The sequence below is a fragment of the Pectobacterium peruviense genome (assembly GCF_002847345.1).
Classification (GTDB): Bacteria; Pseudomonadota; Gammaproteobacteria; order Enterobacterales; family Enterobacteriaceae; genus Pectobacterium; species Pectobacterium peruviense.
Map to the genome: position 1 here is coordinate 1 of NZ_LXFV01000054.1, position 236 is coordinate 236.

Here is a 236-nt window from a genome sequence, read left to right on the forward strand (position 1 = left end):
GACGCTCCAGGTCTTGCCATCAGGATTCACGGTGGTCTGGTAGGTTTCGGTACCGACTTTCACCGTCACCGCATCACCCGCTTTCACGTCGTTGTCGACGTTACCCGTCACCGCAATGGTCTGACCGGATTCGGCTGCGTTAATCACGTTATCCGACGTCACATCATCGATAGAAATCGACGCCGTTGGCACAACCGTATCCACAGAGTAAGTGTGATTCGTGTTGGCGGTGGTGA

At 54.7% G+C, this 236-nt stretch carries 1 protein-coding gene; it reads right to left on the minus strand.

The genetic code is table 11. The features are described from left to right. A partial coding sequence (locus A0G03_RS20615) for an Ig-like domain-containing protein (RefSeq protein ID WP_145951828.1) occupies positions 1-236 on the minus strand: 236 nt, incomplete at both ends.